The 19,372-nt window shown below is 72.6% G+C and carries 14 protein-coding genes and 1 pseudogene; 10 read left to right on the top strand and 5 right to left on the bottom strand.

From position 1 onward, the window contains the following. Positions 1 to 20: 20 nt before the first annotated feature. The 3 genes from ABZX96_RS29360 to ABZX96_RS29370 are packed head-to-tail and all read right to left on the bottom strand — an operon-like array spanning position 21 to position 3,725. Positions 21 to 890: a phosphatase PAP2 family protein gene (locus ABZX96_RS29360; RefSeq protein WP_355550205.1), complete on the bottom strand. Its 870-nt coding sequence runs from the start codon at positions 888 to 890 to the stop codon at positions 21 to 23. A 36-nt stretch (positions 891 to 926) separates the two neighbouring features. Beyond that, positions 927 to 2,051 (bottom strand): LacI family DNA-binding transcriptional regulator, encoded by a 1,125-nt coding sequence (locus ABZX96_RS29365; RefSeq protein WP_355550206.1) that lies wholly within the window; start codon positions 2,049 to 2,051, stop codon positions 927 to 929. A gap of 24 nt (positions 2,052 to 2,075) precedes the next feature. Beyond that, positions 2,076 to 3,725 (bottom strand): alpha-amylase family glycosyl hydrolase, encoded by a 1,650-nt coding sequence (locus tag ABZX96_RS29370; RefSeq protein WP_355550208.1) that lies wholly within the window; start codon positions 3,723 to 3,725, stop codon positions 2,076 to 2,078. Positions 3,726 to 4,284: 559 nt separating this feature from the next. On the opposite strand from ABZX96_RS29370, the gene ABZX96_RS29375 reads away from it, so the two are divergent. The 10 genes and pseudogenes from ABZX96_RS29375 to ABZX96_RS29420 all read left to right on the top strand — a co-directional run bounded on the left by ABZX96_RS29375 (position 4,285) and on the right by ABZX96_RS29420 (position 17,817). After that, complete coding sequence (locus ABZX96_RS29375) at positions 4,285 to 5,556, top strand: extracellular solute-binding protein (protein ID WP_355550210.1); 1,272 nt, start codon at positions 4,285 to 4,287, stop codon at positions 5,554 to 5,556. A gap of 89 nt (positions 5,557 to 5,645) precedes the next feature. Further along, on the top strand, positions 5,646 to 6,524 hold the full coding sequence (locus ABZX96_RS29380; protein ID WP_355550233.1) for a sugar ABC transporter permease: 879 nt from the start codon (positions 5,646 to 5,648) through the stop codon (positions 6,522 to 6,524). Next, on the top strand, positions 6,524 to 7,414 hold the full coding sequence (locus ABZX96_RS29385; RefSeq protein WP_355550211.1) for a carbohydrate ABC transporter permease: 891 nt from the start codon (positions 6,524 to 6,526) through the stop codon (positions 7,412 to 7,414). Before ABZX96_RS29380 ends, ABZX96_RS29385 begins: the two co-directional genes overlap by 1 nt. 1 nt (position 7,415) lies before the next feature. Then, complete coding sequence (locus ABZX96_RS29390) at positions 7,416 to 9,038, top strand: glycoside hydrolase family 13 protein (RefSeq protein ID WP_355550213.1); 1,623 nt, start codon at positions 7,416 to 7,418, stop codon at positions 9,036 to 9,038. Between the two features lie 236 nt (positions 9,039 to 9,274). Further along, positions 9,275 to 10,309, top strand: a complete 1,035-nt coding sequence (locus tag ABZX96_RS29395; RefSeq protein WP_355550235.1) for a LacI family DNA-binding transcriptional regulator — start codon at positions 9,275 to 9,277, stop codon at positions 10,307 to 10,309. A gap of 325 nt (positions 10,310 to 10,634) precedes the next feature. Next, positions 10,635 to 12,107, top strand: a pseudogene (locus tag ABZX96_RS29400) (alpha-amylase family protein); the annotation flags it as partial. Between the two features lie 417 nt (positions 12,108 to 12,524). Further along, positions 12,525 to 15,218 (top strand): pullulanase-type alpha-1,6-glucosidase, encoded by a 2,694-nt coding sequence (pulA, locus tag ABZX96_RS29405; RefSeq protein ID WP_355550215.1) that lies wholly within the window; start codon positions 12,525 to 12,527, stop codon positions 15,216 to 15,218. A gap of 198 nt (positions 15,219 to 15,416) precedes the next feature. Further along, a complete protein-coding gene (locus ABZX96_RS29410; protein WP_355550217.1) occupies positions 15,417 to 15,824 on the top strand; it encodes a peptidase inhibitor family I36 protein in 408 nt (135 codons plus the stop codon). A 283-nt stretch (positions 15,825 to 16,107) separates the two neighbouring features. Then, complete coding sequence (locus ABZX96_RS29415; protein ID WP_355550219.1) at positions 16,108 to 16,464, top strand: YciI family protein; 357 nt, start codon at positions 16,108 to 16,110, stop codon at positions 16,462 to 16,464. A 51-nt stretch (positions 16,465 to 16,515) separates the two neighbouring features. Further along, positions 16,516 to 17,817 (top strand): sigma-70 family RNA polymerase sigma factor, encoded by a 1,302-nt coding sequence (locus ABZX96_RS29420; RefSeq protein WP_355550221.1) that lies wholly within the window; start codon positions 16,516 to 16,518, stop codon positions 17,815 to 17,817. Between the two features lie 79 nt (positions 17,818 to 17,896). Here ABZX96_RS29420 and ABZX96_RS29425 read toward each other — a convergent pair whose 3' ends face one another. Continuing rightward, the gene (locus tag ABZX96_RS29425; RefSeq protein ID WP_355550223.1) at positions 17,897 to 18,406 is read right to left on the bottom strand and encodes a GNAT family N-acetyltransferase; all 510 of its coding nucleotides are present in this window, start codon (positions 18,404 to 18,406) and stop codon (positions 17,897 to 17,899) included. A gap of 76 nt (positions 18,407 to 18,482) precedes the next feature. Next, a complete protein-coding gene (locus ABZX96_RS29430; protein WP_355550225.1) occupies positions 18,483 to 19,208 on the bottom strand; it encodes a TetR/AcrR family transcriptional regulator in 726 nt (241 codons plus the stop codon). Positions 19,209 to 19,372 lie beyond the last annotated feature (164 nt).

The following is a 19,372-nucleotide window of genomic DNA, read 5'->3' on the forward strand; positions in this document are numbered from 1 at the left end:
AGAGCGCCGCCCACCGCGCCTCACCCCCGCGCCGACACGACCTCCAGCTTCGGCACCCCCGCCACCCGGCGCGGCAGCCGGTGGAACAGGACGCCGTACCAGGCGGCGGCGAGGGCGAGGCCGAAGGCGAGGCAGAGGATGCCGCCGACGGCGTCGAGCCAGAAGTGGTTGGCGGTGGAGACGATCACGATCAGCGTCGTGGTGGGGTAGAGGAGGCCGAGGATCTTCACCCACACCGGGCGCGCGATCAGGGCGATCGTCAGGCCGCACCACAGGGACCAGCCGATGTGCATCGAGGGCATGGCCGCGTACTGGTTGGACATGCTGGCGAGGTTGCCGGAGGCCATCGAGCCCCAGGTGTGGTGCACCACGACCGTGTCGATGAAGTCCCCGCCGGGCATCAGGCGCGGCGGCGCGAGCGGGTAGAAGTAGTACCCGATCAGGGCGACGCCCGTGGTGGCGAAGAGGGCGAGCCGGGCCGCGGCGTAGCGGCCGGGGTGCCAGTGGTAGAGCCAGACCAGCACGCCGATGGTCACGATGAAGTGCAGCGTCGCGTAGTAGTAGTTCATCGCGACGATCAGCCACGTGACCGAGTTCACCGCGTGGTTGATGGTGTGCTCCACGGCGATGCCGAGCGTGTGCTCCGTGTGCCAGATCCAGTCGGCGTTCTTCAGTGCCTGGGCCTTCTGCTCGGGCACCGCATTGCGAATGAGCGAATACGTCCAGTAACTGATCGCGATCAGCAGGACTTCGAACCACAGTCGTGGCCTACGAGGCACCCGCAGCCGGGCCATCACCCCGCCGCCGGTCGGCCGGTGGTCGGCGCGCTCCTCGGTGGGTGGCGGTTCGGCCGTCTGGCCGTCAATAGTCCTCACATTCGCTTCACCCATAGGCAGACAGTCTGCCAGAAAGGGTGGTATGCCCGATCATCCTCCGGTCGGGTCTTGACGCTCCGCCGTCCCTCCTGAGAGGGAGGCGTGTTCCTGAGAGCCATTGGGCCACTCGGCGTAGGGGGCCGAGCGGGGGGCTACGACGGATTTGGGAGCCGAGGCGGTCGAGCCGCGGACGACCAGTTCCGGGTGGAAGACGAACTCGCTGTGCGGGGTCGGGGTGCCCCCGATCTCCTCCAGCAGCGCGCGCACCGCGGCCTGCCCCATCGCCGTCACCGGCTGCCGGATCGTGGTCAGCGGCGGATCGGTGAAGGCGATCAAGGGGGAGTCGTCGAAGCCGACGACGGAGAATTCGCGCGGCACGTCCAGGCCGCGCTGCCGGGCGGCGCGGATCGCGCCGAGCGCCATCATGTCGCTGGCGCAGACCACGGCCGTGCACCCCCGGTCGATCAGCGCCGCCGCCGCGGCCTGGCCGCCTTCGAGCGAGTAGAGGGAGTGCTGGACGAACCCCTCGGCGTCGGCCGCCGGCAGACCCAGCCGCTCGCCGAGGCTGCGCACGAACCCCTCGATCTTGCGCTGCACCGGCACGAACCGCATGGGGCCCACCGCCAGCCCGATCCGCTCGTGGCCGAGCGCGGACAGGTGCGTCACCGCCAGATCCACCGCGGCCCGGTCGTCGGGGGAGACGAAGGGCGCCCGCACCCGGTCCGAGAACCCGTTGATCAGGACGAAGGGCACGCCCTGGCCGCGCAGCCGCTCGTACCGCTCCATGTCGGCGGTGGTGTCGGCGTGCAGCCCGGAGACGAAGATGATCCCGGCCACCCCGCGATCGACGAGCATCTCGGTCAGCTCGTCCTCGGTGGAACCGCCCGGGGTCTGCGTGGCGAGCACCGGCGTGTACCCCTGCCGGGTCAGTGCCTGGCCGATGACCTGCGCGAAGGCGGGGAAGATCGGGTTGTCCAGCTCCGGGGTGATCAGGCCGACCAGCCCGGCGCTGCGCTGCCGCAGCCGCACCGGACGCTCGTAGCCGAGCACGTCCAGCGCGGCCAGTACGGATTGGCGGGTGGCGGCGGAGACCCCCGGCTTCCCGTTGAGAACCCGGCTGACGGTGGCCTCGCTGACACCCGCCTGCGCTGCGATGTCGGCGAGCCGGGCGGTCATGCAGGGGACTGTACCGGTCACCTGTCAGATTGCCCACCAGACGCAGCCGTCGCCGGGGAGGAGGGTGAGGCCGTCCCGTGTCACCGGGGTGACGCTGGCGAGGAGCGGCTCGCCGGGCACGGGGATCTCCACGTCGTGCCCGAGGGTGTTGAGGGTGCACAGCATGCCGGGCCGGGCGAAGGCGAGCACCCCCGGCGGGGCGGGGACCCAGGTCAGGGAGCCGTCGCCGAGGCCGGGCAGCCGGCGGCGCAGGGACAGGGCGGCACGGTAGAGCTCCAGGGTGGAGGCGGGGTCGCCGGTCTGCGCCTGGACGGACAGCCGCCGCCAGGACGGCGGTTGCGGGAGCCAGCTGCCGCCGGGGCCGAAACCGTACGGGGGGCGGTCGCCGGACCAGGGGATCGGGACCCGGCACCCGTCGCGCCGGCCCTCCTGCCCGCTGAGGTCGGCGGGGTCCTCGTCGGCGCGCGGGACGTTGTCTCCGGTGGTGTGCGTGCGGCGGCTGCGCAGGAAGGCCGGGTCCTGCCGCACCTCGTCCGGCAGGTCGGTCACCTCGGGCAGGCCCAGCTCCTCGCCCTGGTAGAGGTAGGCCGAGCCGGGAAGGGCCAGCATCAGGAGGGTGGCGGCGCGGCCCCGGCGCGGCCCACCGAGGCGGGTGGGGTGCCGTACGACGTCGTGGTTGGACAGGACCCAGGTGGTGGGAGCGCCGACCGAGGCGGTGGCGGCCAGCGACGCGTCGATGACCTCGCGCAGGGCCGCAGCGTCCCAACTCGCCGTCAGGAAAGGGAAGTTGAACGCCTGGTGCAGCTCGTCCGGGCGGACGTACAGGGCGAGTCGTTCGGGGGACGGGGCCCATGCCTCGGCGACGCCGATCCGGTCGCCGTCGTAGGAATCCAACAAGCGGCGCCAGGAGCGGTGGATGGCGTGGACGCCGTCCTGGTCGAAGAACGGCAGCACCTGTGAGCCGATCAGCTTGGCCTGCGCGCCGTGGCCGATGTCGGGCAGGCCGGGCGCCTTGACCATGCCGTGCGCGACGTCGATACGGAACCCGTCCACCCCCAGGTCGAGCCAGAAGCGCAGGACGGAGTCGAACTCGGCGGCCACGTCCGGGTTGTCCCAGTCGAGATCGGGCTGCTCGGGCGCGAACAGGTGCAGGTACCAGTCACCGCGCTCGGTGCGCGTCCACGCGGGCCCGCCGAAGACGGACTCCCAGTCGTTGGGCGGCAGCTCCCCGCCCGGCCCCTTCCCGGGCCGGAAGACGTAGCGCTCGCGGGCCAGGTCCGGGTCCCGGAACCACGGGTGCCGGTCGGAGGTGTGGTTCGGCACGATGTCGACGATCACGCGCAGGCCCAGGTCATGGGCGGCGCGGACGAACTCGGCGGCGTCCCGGAGGGTGCCGAACAGCGGATCCACGGCGCGGTAGTCGGCCACGTCGTACCCGCCGTCCGCCTGCGGCGAGGCGTAGAAGGGCGTCAGCCAGACGGCGTCCACACCCAGGTCCTTGAGGTACGGCAGGCGCGAGCGGGCGCCGCGCAGATCGCCGATCCCGTCGCCGTCGCTGTCCGCGAAGGAACGCACGTACACCTGATAGATGACGGCGTCACGCCACCACCCCGGGGCCTCGCCGGAGCGGGCCGCCGGGCGGGCGGGATCGGTGGAGGTGAGCTCCTGGGTCATCGGCCATCCCTGTTCGTGGTCGAGAGTCGGTGCTTGTGGGGGGTGGTGCGGGTGCCGTCGTCGCGCCGTTCGGTTGCGGCGCGCGGGACGCATGGGTCGCACGGGCTGTACGGAGTCGCGTGGGTTGTCCGGGGTTTCGCGGGTTACGCGGCTTCGCCCGGAGTTGGAGCGGGTTGCCGCGCTCGCCGGGGTTTCCCGGGCTTGCGCGGGGTTTCACCGGCTCAACGCGCGGGCGGGGCGGTGGTGACGGGGGAGGGCGTGGCGGGGTACCGGGCGCGGGAGAGGTCCTTGGCGGCGCTCGGACGGGGTGTGCGCCCCTGGTCAGATGGGGAAAGCGCGCTTTTCGTGCGCCGTGGGGGGCGAGGCGGGACCCCGAGGTGAACCGAGCGCGCCGCCCCAGGCGCCGCCCTCGCGCACCCCCCCGCCACCCCTCCCCATATCTCATCCGTGCAACTTCTTCCCGCAATCTTGCAGAAATTTGCCGCAAGGTCTTTCGGTTTTGTTTCGCCGCTGTTACGTTCCTGACCGCCATCTCGGGCGGTTTCCCTAAGGAGTTCACATGCGGCGTGGCATAGCGGCCACCGCGCTGGTAGCGGGCCTGGCACTGGCGGCGACAGCGTGCGGTGGTGGTGACGGTGGCGGGAGCAACCAGGAGAGCGGGGGCGAACTGTCCGGCACCGTGACGTTCTGGGACACCTCCAACGACGCCGAGAAGGCGACGTACAAGGCGCTCGCCGAGGGGTTCACCAAGAAGCACCCCAAGGTGACGGTGAAGTACGTCAACGTTCCCTTCGGCGATGCCAACGCCAAGTTCAAGAACGCGGCCGGGGGCAACTCCGGCGCCCCGGACGTCATGCGGACCGAGGTCGCCTGGGTGGCCGACTTCGCCAATCTGGGGTACCTCGCGCCGCTGGAGGGCACCCCGGCGCTGGACAAGACGGACGACTACCTGCCGCAGGCCGCCGGCAGCACCACGTTCAACGGGAAGACCTACGCCGTGCCGCAGGTCACCGACAGCCTGGGCCTCTTCTACAACAAGCGGCTGCTCAAGGAGGCGGGCGTGAAGGTCCCCGCCACCTTCGCCGAGCTGAAGGAATCCGCCAAGAAGATCAAGGAGAAGACGGGGGCGACCGCGCTGTACCTGCGTGGTGACGACCCGTACTGGTTCCTGCCCTACCTCTACGGCGAGGGCGGCGACATGGTGGACGCCCGGGACAAGGTCGTGGAGATCGACGACGAGTCCGGCGTCAAGGCGTTCGCGACCATGAAGGACCTCGTGGACTCCAAGGCCGCCATCACCGACGCCACCGACGGCCAGGAGAACCAGCTCAAGGCCCTCAAGGACGGCACCGTCGCGATGGCCATCGACGGCCCCTGGGACATCGAGGGCGCGCGGGCCGGCAAGGAGTTCAAGACCGGCGACAACCTCGGCGTCGCGCCCGTCCCCGGCGGCTCCGCCGCGCAGGGCTCCCCGCAGGGCGGCTGGAACCTCTCCGTCTACGCCGGGTCCGCGAACCTGAAGGCCAGCTACGAGTTCGTCAAGTACATGAGCTCCGCCGAGGTGCAGCGGCTGACCACCGAGAAGCTCAGCCTGCTGCCCACCCGCAAGTCCGTGTACGAGATGCCCTCCGTCAAGGACAACGAGATGGTGCGGTTCTTCAAGCCGGCGGTCGACAAGGCCGTCCAGCGCCCCTGGATCGCCGAGGGCAACTCGCTCTTCGAGCCCATCAAGGTCCAGATGAACAAGGTCCTCACCGGATCGTCCACGCCAGAGCAGGCCGCCAAGGCCACCGGTGACGCCTACCGGAAGATCCTCAAGGACTACAAGTGACGCTCGCGGTCAAAGCCGGCAAGGCCACGGCCACGGCCACGCCGGGCCGGGTGCGCCGGGCACTGAGCACCCATTGGTACGCCTGGACGATGGTCGCCCCCGTGGTGCTCGTCATCGGCGTGATCATCGGCTACCCCCTGGTGCGCGGCGTCTACCTCTCCCTGACGAACGCCAACGAGGCCAACGTCGAGCGGAACATCGGGGTCAACCACATCCCGGCGACATACGAGTTCACCGGCCTGGACAACTACAAGGCCGTCCTGACCGACGGCGTCTTCTGGAGCCGGCTGGGCTGGACCGCCCTGTGGACGGTGGCGTGCGTCGGGCTCACCTACGTCATCGGGCTCGCCCTCGCGAACATGCTCAACCGCAAGCTGCGAGGCCGGACCTTCTACCGGCTGGCGCTGATCCTGCCCTGGGCCATCCCCGCGTTCATCTCCGTCTTCACCTGGCGGATGCTCTACAACGAGAAGAGCGGCCTGCTCAACAAGGTGCTCACCGGCGGCGGCATCGACGCGGTGCCGTGGCTGAACGACCCGACCTGGGCCAAGCTCTCGGTCATCGCCGTCAACGTGTGGCTGGGCGTCCCCTTCATGCTCGTCGCCCTGCTCGGCGGGCTGCAGTCCATCCCCGGCCAGCTCTACGAGGCCGCCGAGATGGACGGGGCGGGCCCCTGGCAGCGGTTCCGGCACATCACGCTGCCGGGGCTGCGCGCGGTGAGCAGCACCGTGATCCTGCTCTCGACCATCTGGACGTTCAACATGTTCCCGGTGATCTTCCTGCTCACCCGGGGCGGCCCCGGTGACTCCACCGAGATCCTGGTGACGTACGCCTACCGCCTGTCCTTCATCGACAGCCCGCGCAACTTCTCGGAGTCCGCGGCCTGGGGCGTGCTGATCCTGGTGCTGCTCGCGGTGATCGCGGTGGTCTACCGGCGGGCGCTGCGCAAGCAAGGGGAGGTGTGGTGATGTCGTCCCTGCCGACGACTTCCCAGGAGTCCGTACCGACGACCACGCGCAAGCGGGTCCGCAAGCGGAACCAGCGGGGGCCGCTGGCGTCGTTCGCGCTGCACGCGGCGCTGATCGTGGCCGCCGTGGTGGCGGTCTTTCCGCCCCTGTGGCTGCTGGTGACCTCCTTCAAACCGAAGAACGACGCCTTCTCGACGGAGTTGGTCACGCACTTCACGTTCGCCAACTACACGCATGTGCTCGCCGACACCAAGTTCCTGACCTGGTTCGGGAACTCGGTGGTCGTCGTGGGCCTGACCACCCTCATCGGCGTGTTCGTCGCCGCGACCACCGGCTACGCCGTCAGCCGCTTCCGCTTCCCCGGCATGCGCCCGCTGATGTGGCTGCTGCTGATCACGCAGATGTTCCCGGTCGCGGTGCTGATCGTGCCGCTGTACAACCTGCTGGCGAGCCTGGGGCTGCTCAACCAGCCCGCCGGTCTGGTCGTCACCTACCTGACGATCGCGGTGCCGTTCTGCGCCTGGATGATGAAGGGTTTCTTCGACACCATCCCGGTGGAGATCGACGAGTCCGGGCGGGTGGACGGGCTCAACCCCTTCGGCACCTTCTGGCGGCTGGTGCTGCCGCTGGCCCGGCCGGGGCTGGCCGTCACCGGCTTCTACACCTTCGTCACCGCCTGGGCCGAGGTCGCCTACGCCTCCGCCTTCATGACCGGCGAGGAGAACCTGACGCTCGCGGGCGGCCTGCAGACCTTCGTCAACCAGTACACCAACGACTGGGGTTCGATGACGGCCGCCGCGGTGATCATCGCCGTGCCCGCCGCGATCGTCTTCGCCTTCGCCCAGCGCCACCTCGTTTCCGGACTGACCGCCGGCACCACCAAGGGATGACATGACTCAGCACGATGCCACCCGGACCACCGGTACGACGACGACCGATCCCGCGGGCGGGAGAACCGGCTGGTGGCGGGACGCGGTGATCTACCAGGTCTATCCGCGCAGCTTCGCCGACGGCAACGGCGACGGCATGGGCGACCTGCGCGGCGTCCGCGACCGGCTGCCCTACCTCAAGGACCTGGGCGTGGACGCCGTCTGGCTCAGCCCCTTCTACGCCTCCCCGCAGGCCGACGCCGGGTACGACGTCGCCGACTACCGCGCCATCGACCCGATGTTCGGCACCCTGCACGACGCCGACGCGGTGATCCGCGACGCGCACGCGCTCGGCCTGCGGGTCATCGTCGACATCGTCCCCAACCACTGCTCCGACCAGCACGAATGGTTCCAGCGCGCGATCAAGGAGGGGCCCGGCTCGCCGCTGCGCAAACGGTTCCACTTCCGGCCCGGGCGCGGTGCGGACGGCAGCCAGCCGCCCAACGACTGGGAGTCCATCTTCGGCGGGCCCGCCTGGACCCGGCTGCCCGACGGCGAGTGGTACCTGCACCTGTTCGCCGCCGAGCAGCCCGACCTGAACTGGGACCACCCCGCCGTCCACGACGAGTTCCGCTCCATCCTGCGCTTCTGGCTCGACCTGGGCGTGGACGGCTTCCGGGTGGACGTCGCCCACGGACTCGTCAAGGCCGCCGGACTGCCCGACATGGGCCACACCGGCCAGCTCAAACTGCTCGGCAACCAGGCGCTGCCCTTCTTCGACCAGGACGGCGTGCACGAGATCTACCGCTCCTGGCGGGCCGTGCTGGACGAGTACCCGGGCGAGCGGATCGGCGTCGCCGAGGCCTGGACGCCCAGCGCCGAACGCACCGCCCTCTACCTGCGCCCCGACGAGCTGCACCAGGCGTTCAACTTCCAGTACCTGGGCACCGAGTGGGACGCGGCGGCCCTCCGGGCGGCCATCGACGAGTCCCTGGACGCCATGCGGCCGGTCGGCGCGCCCACCACCTGGGTGCTGTCCAACCACGACGTGGTGCGGCACCGCACCCGGCTCGGCGGCGGCCTGCCGCGCGCCCGCGCCGCCACGCTGCTGATGCTGGCGCTGCCCGGCTCCGCGTACGTCTACCAGGGCGAGGAACTGGGCCTGCCGGAGGTCACCGACCTGCCCGACGAGGTGCGGCAGGACCCGTCCTTCTTCCGGGACAGCGGGCAGGACGGGCTGCGCGACGGCTGCCGGGTGCCGCTGCCGTGGTCGGGGACGACCGCCCCGTACGGCTTCGGGGACGGCGGGAGCTGGCTGCCGCAGCCGGCCGAGTGGGCGGAGCTGTCGGTGGCCGCGCAGACCGGCGACCCCGCCTCCACGCTGGAGTTCTACCGCTCCGCGCTCGCGCTGCGCCGCGCCCACCCCGGCCTCGGCGCGGGCGACGCGGTGGAGTGGCTGCCGGCTCCCGAGGGCGTGCTCGCCTTCCGGCGGACGGGCGGCTTCGGCTGCGTGGTCAACACGACGGAGCGGGCGGTACGGGTGACGGTCCCCGGGCGGGTGCTGCTCGCCTCCGGGCCGGTGGACGCGGCCGGGGGAGGGGAGTGCGAGCTGCCGGCGGACACCGCCGTGTGGTGGGAGGAATGACGCGGGGGCGGTTGCCGGGGGGTGTTCTGCCCGGGGGCGGGGTCCTGTCCGGGGGCGGTGCCGTGCCTGCGGGCGGGGGGCCGCCGTCGGGTGCGGGTGGCTCGTCGGGTCGAGTCGGCCCGTCCGGTCGCGTCGGCTCGTCCGAACGGGAGGCGGGCGCGGTCCGGGAGGCGGGCGCAGGCCGGGGTTCCTCCGGTGGCGTCCCGTCCTCCCGGGCGGCCCCGCGCCTCGCGGACATCGCCGCGCAGGCGCGGGTCAGCGAGGCCACCGTCAGCCGGGTCCTGAACGGGCGGACGGGCGTGGCCGCCACCACCCGGCAGCGGGTGCTCGCCGCGCTCGACGTGCTCGGGCACGAGCGGCCGGTGCGGCTGCGGCGGCGCAGCGCCGGGCTGGTCGGGTTGGTCATCCCGGAGCTGACCAACCCCATCTTCCCGGCGTTCGCGCAGCTCATCGAGCAGGCGCTGGCCGGGCACGGCTACACGCCGGTGCTGTGCACCAAGCAGCCGGGCGGCACCACCGAGGACGAGCTCGTCGAGCAGTTGGAGGAGCGGGGCGTCACCGGCATCGTCTTCCTCTCCGGCCTGCACGCCGACACCGGCGCCGACCCGGCCCGCTACCGGCGGCTGGCCGAGCGCGGCGTCCCCTTCGTCCTCATCAACGGCTACAACGAGCACGTCTGCGCGCCCTTCATCTCGCCGGACGACCGGGCGGCGGCCCGGATGGCCGTGCGCCACCTGGTGGAGCTGGGGCACGAGCGGATCGGGCTGGCCGTCGGGCCGGCCCGGTACGTGCCCTCGCGGCGGAAGGCGGAGGGGTTCGTGGCGGCGCTGGAGGAGGCGTTCGGGGTGCCGGGGGAGCGGGCCGGGGAGTTCGTCCGGCACACGCTGTTCGGCGTCGAGGGCGGGCACGCGGCGGCGGTGGGGCTGCTGAACGCCGGGTGCACCGGCATCGTCTGCGGCAGCGACCTGATGGCGCTGGGCGTGGTCCGGGCGGCGCGGGAACGCGGGCTGGCGGTGCCGGGGCAGGTGTCGGTGGTGGGCTTCGACGACTCGAAGCTGATCGCCTTCACCGACCCGCCGCTGACGACCGTGCGGCAGCCGGTGCAGGCCATGGCCACGGCGGCGGTGGGCGCGCTGATCGAGGAGATCCGGGGCAATCCGGTCGAGCGGACGGAGTTCGTCTTCCAGCCGGAGCTGGTCGTGCGCGGCTCGACGGGTCCGGTGCCGGGGTCCGGACCGGTCCGGCCGGCCGGGCGCGTGGGGCCCTGCTGACGCTCCGCGGAACGGCGCGTCCGTACGGGCCCCCGGCCGACCGGACCGGCGCGGGCGGACCGGCCCAGGGGGACGGGGCCTGAGACCGGTGGCGCGGGAGGACCGTAACACCGTTGCAATCTCTTGCGTAAGATCTTGCATCAACCGACCGGCCGGACTACAACCATCCACAACAGGCGACGGCGACGGGGCCGGGTCGGCCCGCCCCGCCCCTCGGCGGCCGGACGCGTCCACGCACGCGCGTCCGCCAGGAATTCCGTTCACCAACGGCCTTACGGGCATGGCGCGTTGCCGGGCAAGGTCGCTTCCCCTCAGGAGGACACCCATGCCCCAGCGGTACCGACAGCGGACCCGGCGGCTCCGCAGACCCGTCGCCGCCGCCCTCGCCCTCGCGTTGGGCGCGGCGGCCTGGCTCACGGCCCCGCCGCAGCAGGCGGCGGCGCGGGACGCACCACGGCAGGCGTCGAAGGACGTGACGCGGGCCGCCCAGGGGGCGGAGGCAGCCCCGCCCGGTGGCAAGGACGTCACCGCCGTCCTGTTCGAGTGGCGCTTCGACTCGGTCGCCAAGGAGTGCGCGCAGACGCTGGGACCGGCCGGTTACGGCTACGTCCAGGTCTCGCCGCCCCAGGAGCACATCCAGGGCGGCCAGTGGTGGACCTCCTACCAGCCCGTGAGCTACAAGATCGCCGGGCGGCTCGGCGACCGGGCGGCCTTCGCCGACATGGTCGCCACCTGCCACCGCGCGGGCGTCAAGGTCGTCGCCGACGCCGTGGTCAACCACATGACCTCCGGCTCCGGGACCGGCACCGGCGGCTCCCGGTACACCAAGTACGACTACCCGGGCACGTACGCGTTCCCCGACTTCGACGACTGCACCTCCGAGGTCACCGACTACCGCGACCGCTGGAACGTCCAGCACTGCGAACTCGTCGGCATGGCCGACCTGGACACCGGCGAGGACTACGTCCGCGGCCGGATCGCCGCCTACCTGGACGACCTGCGCTCCCTCGGCGTCGACGGCTTCCGCATCGACGCGGCCAAGCACATCCCGGCCGCCGACCTCGCCGCCATCAAGTCCCGGACGCGCGACCCCGGCACCTACTGGAAGCAGGAGACGATCTACGGCGCCGGCGAGGCGGTCGCGCCGGAGGAGTACCGGGGCACCGGCGACGTCCAGGAATTCCGCTACGCCCGCGACCTCAAACGCGTCTTCCAGCAGGAGAAGCTCGCCTACCTGCGCAACTACGGCGAGGGCTGGGGCTACCTGCCCGGCGCGTGGGCCTCGGTCTTCGTCGACAACCACGACACCGAGCGCGGCGGCGACACCCTCAGCTACAAGGACGGCGCGGACTACACCCTGGCCAACGTCTTCATGCTGGCCTGGCCCTACGGGTCACCCGACGTCCACTCCGGTTACGAGTTCGGCGACCGGAACGCCGGACCGCCCAACGGCGGCGAGGTCCGCGCCTGTTGGCAGGACGGCTGGAAGTGCCAGCACAAGTGGCCCGAGATCCGGAGCATGGTCGCCTTCCGCAACGCCGTCCGCGGCACCGCCGTCACCCACTGGTGGGACAACGGCAACGACGCCATCGCCTTCGGCCGCGGCGACCGGGGCTTCGTGGCGATCAACCACGGGGGCGCCACGCTGACCCGCACCTTCCAGACCTCGCTCCCGGCGGGCGGCTACTGCGACGTGCAGAGCGGCCGGACGGTGACGGTGGACGGCTCCGGCCGGTTCACCGCGTCGCTGGGGGTGAACACGGCGGTGGCGCTGCATGTGGGGGCGCGGAGTTGCGGGTGACCACCTCTTGATCGTCTGACGGCTTGACGGGCGCGGCCCGGGGAGGGGCTTTGGGAGGGCCTCGGGAGGGGCCGCGCTTCACTCCGGCGCGCCTTCGCAGGGGCCTCATCCGATGGGCGCGTCCCACGGGCTCGTCCTTCGCACGCCCCCGGGACCGGCGCGCCACCCGCGCCCGTCCCCCCCACGAACCGGCCGCCCGGCGCCCACCCCGCCCGCCGGGCGGCCTCGTCCTCCTCCGTCCCATGGCCGGGTTTCCCTGTGCCTCCGCCCTCCCGACGAACCGGCCGCCCGGCGCCCACCCCGCCTGCCGGGCGGCCTCGTCCTCCTCCGTCCCATGGCCGGGATCCCCCGTGCCTCCGCCCTCCCCACGCACCACCCCCATACCCCACCCATCCGCCCAAAAGGAGTCTCGACGTGACCGGCCCCCTCCGCCGTACCGTGGCTGCCGTGGCCCTGGCCCTGTCCGCGACGGTCCTGTTCTCCGCGGTCCCCGCGTCCGCGGTGCCGCCGGACGCCGCCCCGCCGCCCGAGCCGGCCACGGCCCAGGCCCAGTGGATCGACCGCGACACCGTCGTGTGGAAGGGCGCCCGGCGCGCCCCGGCCCAGCTCCGCTACGGCGACGGCACGGACGGCGGCGCCGCAAGCGGGCGGCTGCGCCTCACCCCGGCCGAGCTGTCGCCCGCCGAACGCGCCGCCCACCCGCACCTGAAGGACTTCCCCGCCTTCGCCGTCGATCCCCGGGACCAGCGGCTGGCCCGCCCGGCGCTGCGCGAGCGGCTGGTCGCCGTCCAGCCGTCCGCGGACGGTTCCCCGGCGGCCGTCACCGGCGTGCAGATCCCGGGGGTGCTGGACGACCTGTACGGTCCCGCGGCGGCGCGCGCCGCGCTCGGCCCGGTGTTCCGGCACGGCCGTCCCACGCTGTCCGTGTGGGCGCCCACCGCGCGGACCGTGGCGCTGGAGCTGGACGGCCGTACGGTCGCGATGCGGCGGGACGACGCGAGCGGGGTGTGGAGCGTGCGCGGGCCCCGGTCCTGGATCGGGAAGCCGTACCGGTACGCCGTCACCGTCTGGGCGCCCGAGGCCGGCCGGACCGTCACCAACAAGGTCACCGACCCGTACGCCACCGCGCTGACCGCCGACTCCGAGCGTGCCCTCGTCGTGGACCTCGCCGACCCGGCGCTCGCGCCCCGGGGATGGGCGCGGCTCAAGAAGCCCGCCCCGGTGCCGCTGCGCTCCGCGCAGATCCAGGAGCTGCACGTCCGCGACTTCTCGATCGCCGACCCCACCTCCCGTCACCCCGGCCGGTACCTCGCCTTCACCGACCGCCGCTCGGACGGGATGCGGCACCTGCGGTCCCTGGCCCGCGCCGGGACCTCGTACGTCCACCTGCTCCCCGTCTTCGACATCGCCGGTATCCCCGAGCGCCGGGCCGACCAGGCCGCGCCGGACTGCGACCTGGCCGCGCTGCCCCCGGACTCGGAGCGGCAGCAGGAGTGCGTGGCGCGGACCGCCGCCCGGGACGCCTACAACTGGGGGTACGACCCGCTGCACTACACCGTCCCCGAGGGCTCGTACGCCTCCGATCCGGGGCCGGACGCGTCCGGGAAGCCCGCGAGAAGGACGCACGTCGCCGCCCGCACCGCCGAGTTCCGGCAGATGGTGCAGGGCCTGAACGGCGCCGGGCTGCGCGTCGTCATGGACGTGGTCTACAACCACACCGTCGCGCACGGCCAGGACCCCAAGTCCGTTCTCGACCGGATCGTGCCCGGGTACTACCACCGGCTGCTCGACGACGGCCGGGTCGCCACCTCCACCTGCTGCTCCAACACCGCGCCGGAGCACACGATGATGGGGAAGCTCGTCGTCGACTCCGTCGTCACCTGGGCGCGGCAGTACAAGATCGACGGGTTCCGGTTCGACCTCATGGGGCACCACCCCAAGGCCAACATCCTCGCCGTGCGCGCCGCCCTGGACGCGCTGACCGTCAGGAAGGACGGCGTGGACGGCAAGGCGATCGTCCTGTACGGCGAGGGCTGGAACTTCGGCGAGGTCGCCGACGACGCCCGCTTCGTCCAGGCCACGCAGAAGAACATGGCCGGTACCGGCGTCGCGACCTTCAACGACCGCACCCGCGACGCGGTGCGCGGCGGCGGGCCCTTCGACGCCGACCCGCGCGTGCAGGGCTTCGCCTCCGGCCTGTACACCGACCCCAACACCTCGCCCGCCAACGGCACCCCCGACCAGCAGCGCGCCCGGCTCCTGCACTACCAGGACCTGCTGAAGGTCGGCCTGACCGGCAACCTCGCCGACTACACCTTCACCGCGAGCGACGGCCGCACCGTCAAGGGCTCCCAGGTCGACTACAACGGCGCCCCCGCCGGCTACGCCGCGGCCCCCGGCGACGCGCTCGCCTACGCCGACGCCCACGACAACGAGACCCTCTACGACGCCCTCGCCTACAAACTCCCGCAGCGCACCTCGCCCGCCGACCGGGCCCGCATGCAGGTCCTGGCCATGGCCACCGCCGCGCTCTCCCAGGGGCCCGCGCTGTCCCAGGCGGGCACGGACCTGCTGCGGTCCAAGTCGCTGGACCGCAACTCCTACGACAGCGGCGACTGGTTCAACGCCCTGCACTGGGACTGCGCCCGAGGCAACGGCTTCGGCCGCGGCCTGCCGCCCGCCGCCGACAACCGCGACAAGTGGCCCTACGCCCGCCCGCTGCTGGCCGATCCCGCGCTGCGGCCCGGCTGCGCGCCGATCACCGCCACCTCGGCGGCCTACCGCGACCTGCTGCGCATCCGCGCCGGTGAGCCGGACTTCCACCTGGACACCACCGCACGGGTGCGGGACCGCCTGTCCTTCCCGCTCTCCGGCCCGGACGAGACCCCGGGCGTCGTCACCATGCGGCTCGGCGCACTGGTGGTGGTCTTCAACGCGACCCCGCACGCCCAGAGCCAGACGGTGCCCGCGGCGGCGGGTGAGCGCTACGCCCTGCACCCCGTGCAGGCACGCGGCGCCGACCCCGTGGTCAAGTCCGCCGGATTCGCCCGTGCGACGGGTACGTTCACCGTCCCGGCGCGCACGGTCGCGGTCTTCCACCGGCGCTGACGGCTCCGGGCGGCGCTCTGAGCTGCGCGATCGTGCGCCGGGGCGCGTGCGGGACGCGGGGCGCGCGCGTTCCCGCCGGGTTTCCCGTTGCCCATCGCGCACGGGCAACGGGAAACCTCTGCCGCTCCGGCCGGCCCCGGCCCCACGATCGTGGACGACGGCCGATCGGCCGTGCTCGGCACCAACGGGGAGAACCTCATGCGACGCACCCACCGGATCACGCACCCCTTCACCCGACGGGCGGCCTACGGAACGCTGGCCGCCGCCACCCTGCTCGTGGCCGCGGCCACGACCGGCACCGGCAGCGCGGACGCCGCCTCGCACGGCGCGGCCTCGCACGCCGCCGCCCTGAAGCGGGCCGCCGCGAGTTGCCCGTCCGGAGACGTGTGCTTCTGGCCGCAGCCCAACTTCGGAGGCCAGGTCGAGGTCTGGCACAACCCCTGGGCACGCACCTGCGACTGGGTCAAGGCCCGCCCGGCCCGCTCCCTCTTCAACCACGACAACGACACCTGGTCCTTCTACCGGGACGCCAACTGCCGCTCGCACGCCATCACCCTGGGCCCGGGGCAGTCGAACGGGCACGTCAACGTGCAGACCTGGCAGTAAGGCGGGGCGGGGGCGGCACTCGGGGGCAGGGCCGCCCGGAACCCCGGGCGCGGGGCGGCCAGGGAACGCCTTCGGGGCGTCCCGGGATCCGGCCGGGAGCCGTCCCGGAACCCGGCCGGGAGCCATTCCGTAATCCGGCCGGGGCCGTCCCGGAACCCGGCCGTGGACCGCCCCGGAAAATTCCTCGAAAGATTTCCGGGGCGGCTGTCGATCCGGCCGCTCCCCGTTCGACGCAAGGGTGAGAGGCGGGGAGAGCCCCCGCCCCACCGACCGAGGAGCCACCGTGCCGCGCTTCCTGACGATCATCCGCGCCGACGAGCGGAACGCCCCCACCCAGGAGCCCACGCCCGAACTCGCGCAGCGCATGGGCGAGCTGTACGAGGAGATCACCAAGGCCGGGGTCATGCTGGACACCGCCGCGCTCGCGCCGTCCTCCGAGGCCACCCGGCTCACCTGGACCGACGGCGAGCTCAGCCGGATCGACGGCCCCTTCACCGAGACCAAGGAAGTGATCGGCGGCTACTCCCTCATCCAGGCCAAGGACAAGGCCGAGGCCCTGTATTGGGCCCAGCGGTTCGGAGAGATCCAGGGGCTGCACGAGAACCTCGTCGTCGAGGTCCGCGAGATCGTGGAGGGCTGACGACCCGAACGGGTTTGCCGCACACATGAGCGGCTGTTCTCATGACAAATCATGAGGACAGCTCAGCTCAGCGAGACGGTCGAGACCGTCTTCAGGATCGAGTCCGCGCGGATCGTCGCCAGTGTCGCCCGCATCGTGCGGGACGTGGGCATCGCCGAGGAACTCGCGCAGGACGCGCTGGTCGCCGCGCTGGAGCAGTGGCCGCGGTCGGGCGTCCCGGACCGACCGGGCGCCTGGCTGACGGCCGCCGCCAGGCACCGCGCGATCGATCTCGTCCGCCGCAAGGAGACCTACGCGCGCAAGCTGGCGGAGGTCGGCCGGACGCTGGAGGACGTGCCGCCGCCCGAACCCGCGGACCCGGACGACATAGACGACGACCTGCTCCGGCTGATCTTCACCGCCTGCCATCCCGTGCTCTCCACCCAGGCCCGGATCGCGCTGACGCTGCGGCTGCTGGGCGGTCTGACGACGGCCGAGATCGCCCGGGCGTTCCTGACCACCGAACCGACGGTCGCCCAGCGCATCGTCCGGGCCAAGCGGACGCTCGCCAAGGCCGACGTCCCCTTCGAGGTCCCCTGCGGCGCGGACCGGGCCGCCCGCCTGTCCTCGGTGCTGGAGGTCATCTACCTGATCTTCAACGAGGGGTACTCCGCCACCGCCGGTGACGAACTGGTGCGTCCGGCCCTGTGCGAGGACGCGCTCCGCCTGGCGCGCGTCCTGGCGGGCCTGGTGCCCGAGGAACCCGAAGTGCACGGGCTGGCGGCCCTGCTGGAGTTCCAGGCCGCCCGCATTCCGGCCCGCACGGGCCCGGACGGCGCGCCCGTCCTGCTCGCCGACCAGAACCGCACCAAGTGGAACCGGATGTTCCTGCGCCGTGGCGCCGAGGCCCTGCGCCGCGCGGGCCACGGCCCCTACTCCCTCCAGGCCGCCATCGCCGCGCACCACGCCCGCGCGTTCCGTTACGAGGACACGGACTGGCCCGCGATCGCCGCCCTGTACGGCCGACTGGCGGCGCTGACCGGCTCCCCCGTGGTCGAACTGAACCGCGCGGTCGCCCTCGCGATGGCCGACGGCCCCGCGGCCGGCCTGGCCCTCGTCGACACCCTGGCGGACGAACCGGCCCTGAAGGGCTACCACTTGCTGCCCAGCGTCCGCGGCGACCTGCTGGAACGCCTGGGGCGCGCGGACGAGGCCCGGACGGAGTTCGAGCGCGCGGCCTCCCTGACCCGCAACGAACGGGAGCGGGAACTGCTCAGGGAGCGGGCGGGGAGGGTGACGGCGTCCGCGGCCCCGGCCTCAGCGGGTACGGGGAGGGTGACGGGGGCCGGGGCTCCGGGCTCGGACGAGCCGTAGCGGGTGCGGGGCGGACGGCGCGGGTGGAATTCCGCACGGACCCCATAGGGACGGTGGTTCAGGCGCCGCCTCGGTGCCGTCACCCGATCCGCTTCTCCAGCAGCGTCACGGCGTACTTGCTGCCGCCCGACCCCTCCTTGAACGGCTGCTCGCCGACGACGGTGTACCCCGCCGCCTCGTAGTACGGGCGCAGGCGCGGGTTGGTGGAGACGCAGTCCAGCCGGCACAGCGGGCGCCCGGCCTCGGCGACGCGCCGCTCGGCGCGCGCGAGCATCGCCCGGCCGGTACCCGCGGGGGCGCTGCCCCGGGCCGTCATCAGCCGGTGCACGTACCCGGCTACCGGCGGCTGCGGCCCCCAGGCGGGCTCGTCCTCCCACCACAGCTCCCAGCCGCCGACGACCCGCCCCGCCACCTCGGCGAGCCAGACCTCGCCCTCCTTCATCCGGAGCCGGAAGTGCTCCTCGTCCCTCTCGCCGGGTGTCCACTGGGCGATGCCGTTGTCCTGCATCCAGCGGGCGGCACCGTCGTACAGGCCGACGAGAACGGGCAGGTCGCGAGCCTCGTCCGCGAGCCGAAAGGTGATCTCCATGGGGGGATTGTGCCGTACGGGTGTTCGAGGGGGTGTGGATGAGTACGGAGACGGGCGGGGCGGAGGCCGGGGTGGGTCACCCGTCCCCGGGAGCCAGGGCGATCAGGCGGCCGACGAGGTCGGCGAACGGGCCGTCGGCCGGTTCGTCCCGCAGCATCCGTGCCAGCGCCCGCGCCGTCTCGGGATCGTTCGCGGCGCTCACCGCCGTCAGGGCGACGAAGTCGTGGACGAGCTGCCGCTCCAACTCCTCCCGGGGGATGCGCCGTCCGTCCAGCCACATCAGGGCCGTGGTCTCGGCCAGCGAGATCCAGGACCGGACCACCAGCTCCATCCGGGGCGTGGCGGAGGCGATCCCGAGGTGCGCGAGGATCTGTTCGTACGCGGCCTGGCGCACGCCGTTGATCATGTCGCCGGTGCGGCTGGTCGCGGTCGGGGTGCCGTGGCGGCCGACGGGGATGCCGGGGCCGCCCCGCATCAGCGCGGAGAAGCCGGGCCCGTGCTCGTCCACGAAGTCGAAGAAGCGCTTCATCACGCGTAACAAGCGGTGCCCCAGCGGCCCTTCGCGCGGTTCCACGAACCGCTCGGCCAGCTCGTCCGCGGCTCGCCGCAACGCGGCCTCGTACAGGTTCTGTTTGCCCGGGAAGTAGTGGTAGACGAGCGGCCGGGAGATCCCGGCGGCCTCGGCGATCTCGTCGATCGACACGTCCTCGGGGGAGCGGCGGCTGAAGAGGTCGAGCGCCACGCCGATGAGCTGTTCCCGCCGCTCCTCGACGCCCATCCTGCGCCGACCCCCGGTTTTCATACCGAACAGCCTAGCGAGCAGGGGCGGAACGAGACACGCACGGCTGGGGCGGCACGAAACCCTTAAGCGGAACGGGACTCTTGGGCGGAACGGGACTCTTGGGCGGAACGGGGCTCTTGGGCGGGAAGAGAGAAGCGCGGCCGGGCGAGGGCGGTCGCCCGGCC

The sequence above is a fragment of the Streptomyces sp. NPDC003077 genome (assembly GCF_040611095.1).
Lineage (GTDB): Bacteria > Actinomycetota > Actinomycetes > Streptomycetales > Streptomycetaceae > Streptomyces.